Annotated in this window: 5 protein-coding genes; 1 reads left to right on the forward strand and 4 read right to left on the reverse strand. The window is 70.6% G+C overall.

What is annotated here, in order from left to right; all coding sequences use genetic code 11:
• Nucleotides 1–11: 11 nt before the first annotated feature.
• Together ACGFZW_RS32105 and ACGFZW_RS32110 are read right to left on the reverse strand one after the other, a co-directional pair.
• On the reverse strand, nucleotides 12–1481 hold the full coding sequence (locus ACGFZW_RS32105; RefSeq protein WP_393896799.1) for an APC family permease: 1470 nt from the start codon (nucleotides 1479–1481) through the stop codon (nucleotides 12–14).
• A 297-nt stretch (nucleotides 1482–1778) separates the two neighbouring features.
• Complete coding sequence (locus ACGFZW_RS32110) at nucleotides 1779–3872, reverse strand: SpoIIE family protein phosphatase (RefSeq protein ID WP_393896800.1); 2094 nt, start codon at nucleotides 3870–3872, stop codon at nucleotides 1779–1781.
• 380 nt (nucleotides 3873–4252) lie between these two features.
• Between ACGFZW_RS32110 and ACGFZW_RS32115 the strand changes: the two genes are divergently transcribed.
• Nucleotides 4253–5800 carry an AMP-binding protein gene (locus ACGFZW_RS32115; RefSeq protein ID WP_393896801.1) on the forward strand — a complete coding sequence of 516 codons (1548 nt, stop codon included), beginning with the start codon at nucleotides 4253–4255 and terminating at the stop codon, nucleotides 5798–5800.
• Nucleotides 5801–5806: 6 nt separating this feature from the next.
• Here the strand turns inward: ACGFZW_RS32115 and ACGFZW_RS32120 are convergent, their stop codons facing one another.
• On the reverse strand, nucleotides 5807–6016 hold the full coding sequence (locus ACGFZW_RS32120) for a hypothetical protein (RefSeq protein WP_393896802.1): 210 nt from the start codon (nucleotides 6014–6016) through the stop codon (nucleotides 5807–5809).
• Between the two features lie 117 nt (nucleotides 6017–6133).
• Complete coding sequence (locus ACGFZW_RS32125; RefSeq protein ID WP_393896803.1) at nucleotides 6134–7063, reverse strand: fumarylacetoacetate hydrolase family protein; 930 nt, start codon at nucleotides 7061–7063, stop codon at nucleotides 6134–6136.
• Nucleotides 7064–7214: the final 151 nt, after the last annotated feature.

A 7214-nucleotide genomic window follows, 5' to 3' on the forward strand; every position in this document is an offset into this window, starting at 1 on the left:
GCGAAGGTTCGTTACACGCCCACCGACTCGGCACACTCGTCACCGCGAGCGGCCTGCACACCGGGAGCCTGCTCGTCCTCGGGAACCGTGATGACCCAGTGCGTGTCCTGGCGCGGACGCAGATAGCACGCCCAGTAGACGACGGCACCGGCGACGATGGCCCCGGTGATCACCAGGCTCTCGACGCTCTGCTGGTAGAGGACCCAGGCCAGCACCATGACGATCAGCGCCGGAACCACCGGCCAGAGCGGCATCCGCCAGGCCAGGCGGTGCTTGTGGGCCCCGCGGCGCGAGACCAGGGCGCCGAGCGCGACGAAGACGTACATCGCGGCGACGGCCACGCCGGTCACCTCGCTCAGGGTGTCGAGGTTGACGAAGCACAGGGCCGCTCCGGGTACGCCGACGCCGAGCGTGGCCGCCCACGGCGAGCCGAAGCGCCGGCCGACGTGGGAGAAGACCCGGTTGACCGGGGTCGGCCAGGCCGCGTCACGTGCCGAGCAGAAGACGACGCGGGAGTTCTGGATGACCATCACGATGGCGGCATTGATGATCGCCAGGGCGATGCACAGGCTGACGAACGCGCCGACGCCGGAGTTGCTCCAGGACCGCACCATGCCCGCGACGTCGCCGGCGCCGAGGGTCGCCAGGTCGGGGGCGCCGAGCGTGATCGCGACGACGGGGACGAGGACGACGGCCACGCCGATACCGAGCGTCCACAGCACGGTGCGCGAGACGTTGCGGCGGGGGTTGTCCATCTCCTCGGCCAGGTAAACGGCGGTGGAGAACCCCTGCAGGATGAAGAGCGCGGTCGCCAGACCGGTCACGATCAGGCCCGCGGTGATGGCCGTGGTGTGCCCGTGACCCGAGTCGATCACCGGGTGGACGAGTACGGAGGCCGAGCGGTTGGTGTGGCTGAAGCCGAGGAAGGCGACCACCGCGCAGGCCACAACCTCCAGTACGAGGAAGATGCCGGTGATCCAGGCGTTCGCGCGCAGGTCGAGCAGGCCCATGGCGGTGGCCAGCAGCATCACGCCGGCCGCGGTGTACTGCGGATCGAGCGGGATGATCGGCGCCAGATAGTCGGCGGTGCCCAGCGCGATGATCGGCGGGACGATCATCACCACGATCAGTGACAGCACGAAAACCAGCCACCCGGCGAGTCGGCCCATGAGGGTGCCGACCATCGCGTACTCGCCGCCGGAGCTCGGTATCAACGTGCCGAGTTCGGAGTAGGTGAAGGCGACACCGACGCACAGCAGGGCCGCCACGGCGATGGTCAGGGCGGTGCCCGTGCCCAGGGTGGCGAAGGAGTCCGGCACGATCACGAAGAGCGAGGACGCCGGGGTCAGACATGACAGCGTGAGCAGCGTGCCCCCGACCACACCGATCGACCGGGTGAGCTGCGGAGACTTCCCCTCCGTCGAGCCGGTGCCTGCACGCTCCGGAGCGACGGCTGCGGGGGTGTGGTGCGTATCGGTCATGCGGATCCCATCGGTGCTGGCGGCAGGAAGGGGGCACCTTCGGAGGAGAGTGCCTCGAAGCGGGAGAAACCCGGCACATGGCGGGCGTCACTTCGGTGACCGAATACAACCCTCGCGTCGGGGCCTCGTCAAGACCTCCTGGACAACGGAATCAGTTGCCAAATGCAGCCAAGAGAGCGCTTCTGCACGACCGCAGGCCGGAATGTGCGCGGATTTCGCGGGCACCAGCGGGTTCGAATTCCACCGTCGGCCGGTCACAAGTCGGCGAGGTTCGGTGGACGATCCGCCGCGGGTCGGTCACACGTCGTGAGCGTGCGCACGGGCGATGAGCAGGGCGACGTCGTCGTGGTCGTTCGCGTGGCGCAGTGCGCCCAGCAGCCGGTCGCAGAGTTCTTCCAGCGGCTCCTCGGGCTCCGCCAGGAGGTCCAGGAGTATGCGCAGACGGTCGTCGATGGGCTGGTCACGCGTTTCGACCAGGCCGTCGGTGTAGAGCACGAGCTGATCGCCGTCGGGAAGCGGCACGGTGGTCTGTTCGAAGCGGACGCCACCGACGCCGAGCGGGGCCCCGGTGGGCAGATCGAGCAGCTCGGGCGGCCGGCCGGACCGTACGAGGACGGGCGGCAGATGGCCCGCGACGGCGATGCTGCACTGCCCGAGGTAGGGGTCGTAGACGGCGTACAGACAGGTCGCGAAGGCGGGGTCGAGGCCGGAGACGATGTGGTCGAGATGCTGGAGCACGTCGGCGGGCTCCAGGTCGAGGTCGGCCAGCGCGCGGGTGGTGGTGCGCAACTGCCCCATGGTGGCGGCGGCGTTGATGCCGCTGCCCATGACGTCGCCGACCACGAGGGCGGTCTTGTCGCCGGCCACGGGAATCGCGTCGAACCAGTCGCCGCCGACCTCACGCGCCGCCTGGGCGGGCTGGTAGCGGTAGGCGATCTGCATCCCCATGGGCTGCGGCGGCCGGTGGTTCATCAGGTGACGCTGGAGGGTGAGGGCGGTGCGGCGCTCGCTCTGGTAGGAGCGGGCGTTGTCGATGCACACCGCGGCGCGGGCGGCCAGCTCGACCGCCAGGACGGCGTCGTCCTCGTCGAACGGCTGCGGATTGCGCACGCGGTACAACGACAGCGCGCCGAGGACCTCACCGCGGGCGATCAGCGGCACGGCGAGATAGGAGTGCAGCCCGGCCCGCCCCAGCAGCTCGGCGCCCTGGGGATCGGCGGCGATGCGCGGCAGGTCCGCCGCCCCGACCTGCGATACGAGTACCGGGCGGGCGCTCGTCACGCAGCGGGTGATGAGCCGGTCGGCGTCGTAGGAGGCGATCTGGCCGGTCGGGTCGGCGGCCCGGACGGCGTCGGTGGGGTAGGCCGTGGAAACGGCGAGCGCCCGGAAGCGGGCAGCGGCGCCGGGCGTGGGGGATGTCGTGCGCCGCCCTTCCAGCACGGCGTCGAGGACGTCCACCGCGGCCAGGTCGGCCAGCTCGGGCACGATGACGTCGGCCAGCTCGTGCGCGGTCTGGTCGACATCGAGGGTCGTGCCGACGGTCGCGGAGGCATCCGCGATGACGGCGAGGCGCCTGCGTGCCCGGGCGGCTTCGGTGGCGGCCCGGTGCTGCTCGGTGATGTCGACGACGGAGGTCGCCAGGCCGAGGACTCGGCCATTGGGGTCCTCCAGCCGGTAGTACGACACCGACCAGGCGTGCTCACCGGCGGGGTCGGCGACCGTGCGGCCGACCGTGAACTGATCGAGCAGTGGCCTCCCGCTGTCGAGGACATCCCGCATGCGGGCGGCGATCACCTCGGTGTCGAGAAAGGTCAGGACATCCTGGACCTCGCGGCCGATGTGCTCTTCCGCGGGCAGGTTGTTGATGCGCTCCAGTGCCGGGTTGACCATGACGAACCGCAACCCGGTGTCCAGGACGGCCAGGCCGATCGGCGACTGCGCCACCAGCCGGACGGACAGCGCGAGGTCGCGCTCCACCCGCCGGAGCACCGCCTGGTCGGTGGCGATGCCCAGGGCGTAGGTCTCGCCGCCTTCGTCCTGAAGGCGCATGTTGCGGAATTCGACCAGGCGCGTGCTGCCGTCCTTGTGCCGGACGGGAAAGACACCGGCCCAGCTCTTGCCCTCGCTCATGACCCGGGAGAACAGGGTGAGGACCTGGTCGAGGTGCTCAGGACCGACAAGCAGTTGGGCGGCGGGCCGGCCGAGCGCCTCCTGGGCGGTCCATCCGAAGAGCTTCTCGGCCTGCGGGCTCCACAGCGTGATCCGCCCCTCGGCGTCCAGCATGACCGCGGCCACGCCCAGCACATCGAGCAGCCCGCCCGGCCGGGACGGCCCCTCCCCGACCGGGAAGCCTTCGACGGGGAAGCCCTCGGGGAACGCGTCGGTCGCCATCCCAGGCACTCCTTCCGCCGGTCTCCGCGACCGACAGCCACTGCGCTCTTCGCACACCGGCCGTCTCCCGCCGTGCTTCCGCTGCCCTCCATCATCTCTCCACGCGGGACGGACCCGCAGGGAGAGTGAGCGCCCCTTCGCTTCTTTCACCTGATGCGAGCACGTCCCACACCGTCGGTCCACCGGACCGGCACCGCCGTGGTGGCCCACCGCGGGTGCCCGGCGCCCGCCGGACGGCGAGCAGCACCGGACATCGCCCGACTTGGAGAAGTCGATCAACAACCGCTAACCTGAGTTTAGTTGCCTCTAGCAACTAAACCCTGCACACCGCACCGCCGGCGTACGGCACGAGCACGTCGGCGTCAGGAGGAACCCCCTACATGTCAGCAGATGCCCGGACCTTCCGCACCTACGTGGAGGAGAACCTCGACGCACTGAGCGCCGACCCCGCCCGTGAGCTCCTTGTCCACCAGGGCCGTAGGGTCAGCGCGGGCGAGTTCCGTGCGCTGGTCTTCCGAATGGCCCGAGCGCTGGGCGCCCAAGGGGTCGACCGGGGACAGACCATCACCCTGCTGAGCGGCAACCTGCCGGAGACGATCGCCGCCCGCTACGCGGCCAATCTGCTCGGCGCCCGCGTCAACCACCTGTACAACAAGCTCTCCGCGGACTCCCAGGCCGCCATCGTCAGGGACGTCGAGACGCACGCCCTGATCGTGGACCCGCGCATGGTGGAACGGGCCGAGGAGATAGCGGGCTCGGCCTCGGTTCCGGCCCTTCTCATACTCGGCCCCTCGAAGACCGGCACGGACCTGCTGGAGCTGGCCGCCGCGCAGAGCGGCGAACCGCTCCCCGGCCGGGCGCAGCCGCAGGACGTGTGCACCATCCGCCACACCGGAGGCACCACCGGGCACCCCAAGGGCATCTGCACCACCTTCGCGCAGGCCCGCTGGTTCCGCGGCGCGCCGTCCGACCTGCCGGTCGGTGAGCGCCGCCAGCTGGTGTGCACGACCCTCGCGCACGCCGCGGGCATGATCGCGGACAGCACGATCAACTCGGGCGGCACGGTCGTGCTCCTCGACGACTTCGACCCGGCGACGGCACTCGCCGCCATCGAGCGCGAACGCATCACCGACCTCTTCGTCCTGCCGCCGCTGCTCTACCAGCTGATGGACCACCCGGACGCGCCGCACACCGACACCTCCAGCCTGCGCACCCTCACCTACGGCGGCTGCCAGGCCTCCCCCGCGCGCATCGCCGACGCGGTGCGCGCCTTCGGCCCGGTGCTCGTCCAGGGCTACGGGCAGAACGAGGCGGGCGGTATCAGCGTGCTGGCCCCCGAGGACCACGACCCGCTCCGGCCGGACCGGCTGCGGTCCGCCGGCAAGGTCCTGCCCGGTGTCGAGGTGGCGATCCGCGACGCGTCGGGCCGCGATCTCCCGACGGGTGAGCACGGCGAGATCTGCGTGCGCTCCCCCATGGTCATGCAGGGCTACTGGAAGCAGCCCGAACTGACCGCCGAGGTCCTGCGGGACGGCTGGCTGCACACCGGAGACGTCGGACACCTCGACGGTGAGGGGTACTTGACCATCGTTGACCGGCTCAAGGACATGATCGTCGTGGTCGGCGGCCATGTGTACACCACCGAACTCGAAGACCTGCTGAACACCCACCCGGACGTCCTGCAGAGTGCCGTCTTCGGTGTGCGCGACGCCGACCGCACCGAACGGGTGCACGCGGTGGTGGTACGCGCGCCCGGCAGCGGAGTCGACGACCGGGAACTCTGCGCCATGGTCCGCTCGGCGCGCGGCGCGATGTACGAGCCGGCGCGCGTGACGTTCACCGACGCGCTGCCGCTCACCGATGCCGGAAAGCCGGACAAGAAGGAACTGCGCACGCAGGCCGAGCGGGAGTTCGCCGACGCGCGCTGAGGACGCCTACGCGCCCCATTCCTCGGGGCCGCCGCCTTGCCAGTCGATGAGGTCGGTCTCCTCGACCTCCACCTCGTCCAGCCCGACGTGCCGGAGGAGCGCCACCACGTCCTCGATCCGGTGGGCGACCCCGAGGCGGCGGTCACCGGCCGTCACCCGCCGCGCCCCGCCCGGCTCCGGCGGGTACACGGTCACTTGTGGTGGCTGCTCGTCCATGTCACCAGGCTGCGGCCAGGCCCCCCGGGGCGCATGTCGCGAACACCCCGGCCGGCGAGCTCCCCGCCTCCGCCGGGGCGCCGGACGACCAGCGGCGGCCGAGCCGCGCACACGTGGTCAGCGCCACCGGCGGTGCACGCGGCGCACCAGGGGGTCGTCCGCCGCCTCGACGAGCCAGTTCAGCTCGGACGGGTCGGCGGTGACGGAGTTGGTGAGCGAGCCGACGCCGTCGATGGTGATCTCCACGACGTCCCCCGCGTTCAGGGTGAAGTCGAGGTCGGGCACGATTCCCGTCCCGGTGGAGAGCGTCACTCCGTCGGGGAACGGCTGACAGCGCCGCAGGTACCCGACCAGTTCATCCGGCGTCCGGTGGAAGGCCGCCGTGGAAGTGGCCGCCTTGTACGCCACGGTGCCGCCCCTGCGCACGGTGAGCGCGATCCCCAGCGCTTCGACGTCGGGTATCTCCCAGGCCGGAACGATGCCGGAGGACACCGCGCAGCTGCCGGCGTAGATCTTGGCCTGCGGGAGGTAGAGCGGATTCTCCCCTTCGATGGAGCGCGAACTGACGTCGTCGACGACCAGATAGCCGACGGTCTCGCCGTGCCGGTTGACCATCAGGCCCAGCTCGGGCTCCGGCACATCGAGCGCGGAGTCGTCCCGCACGGCGATCGGTTCGCCGTCCGTGACGACCCGCCAGGGCACGGCCTTGAGGAAGAGTTCGGGGCGCTCGGCGTCGTAGATCCGCTCGTAGACCGTCTGCTCCGTGCTCTCGGCGACGCGGGCCTCACGGGAGCGCTCGTAGGTGACACCCGCGGCCCACAGCTCCATCCGCCCGTCCAGCGGCGGCAGGAGAAGGACCTCCCGCTCGGTGTGGGAGACATGACCGGCCGCGGTGTGCTCTGCCCGTTCGCGGAGTTCGGCGGCGCGCAGCCGGAGCAGATCGGCGATGCGGGTCCCCGCGGGGAAGGCCCGGATGCCGCCGCGATCGTCGGCGATTCCGGTGTGCACGGTGGCGGTGTCGTCGGTGAAGCGCACGATGCGCGTCATGGTTCTCCTTATCGAAGGTCTTCGTTGTCAGGCACCGGCCGCGGACACGCCCTAGTTGTATTGATCACGAGCGTTGTTAACAGTCGTGGGTCTTGATCATGGCGAAGACCTCCGGTGTGGTGGAGGTGTCTACGCTTCACCGCACGGAGGT

The sequence above is a fragment of the Streptomyces sp. NPDC048248 genome (assembly GCF_043201875.1).
Taxonomy (GTDB): domain Bacteria; phylum Actinomycetota; class Actinomycetes; order Streptomycetales; family Streptomycetaceae; genus Streptomyces.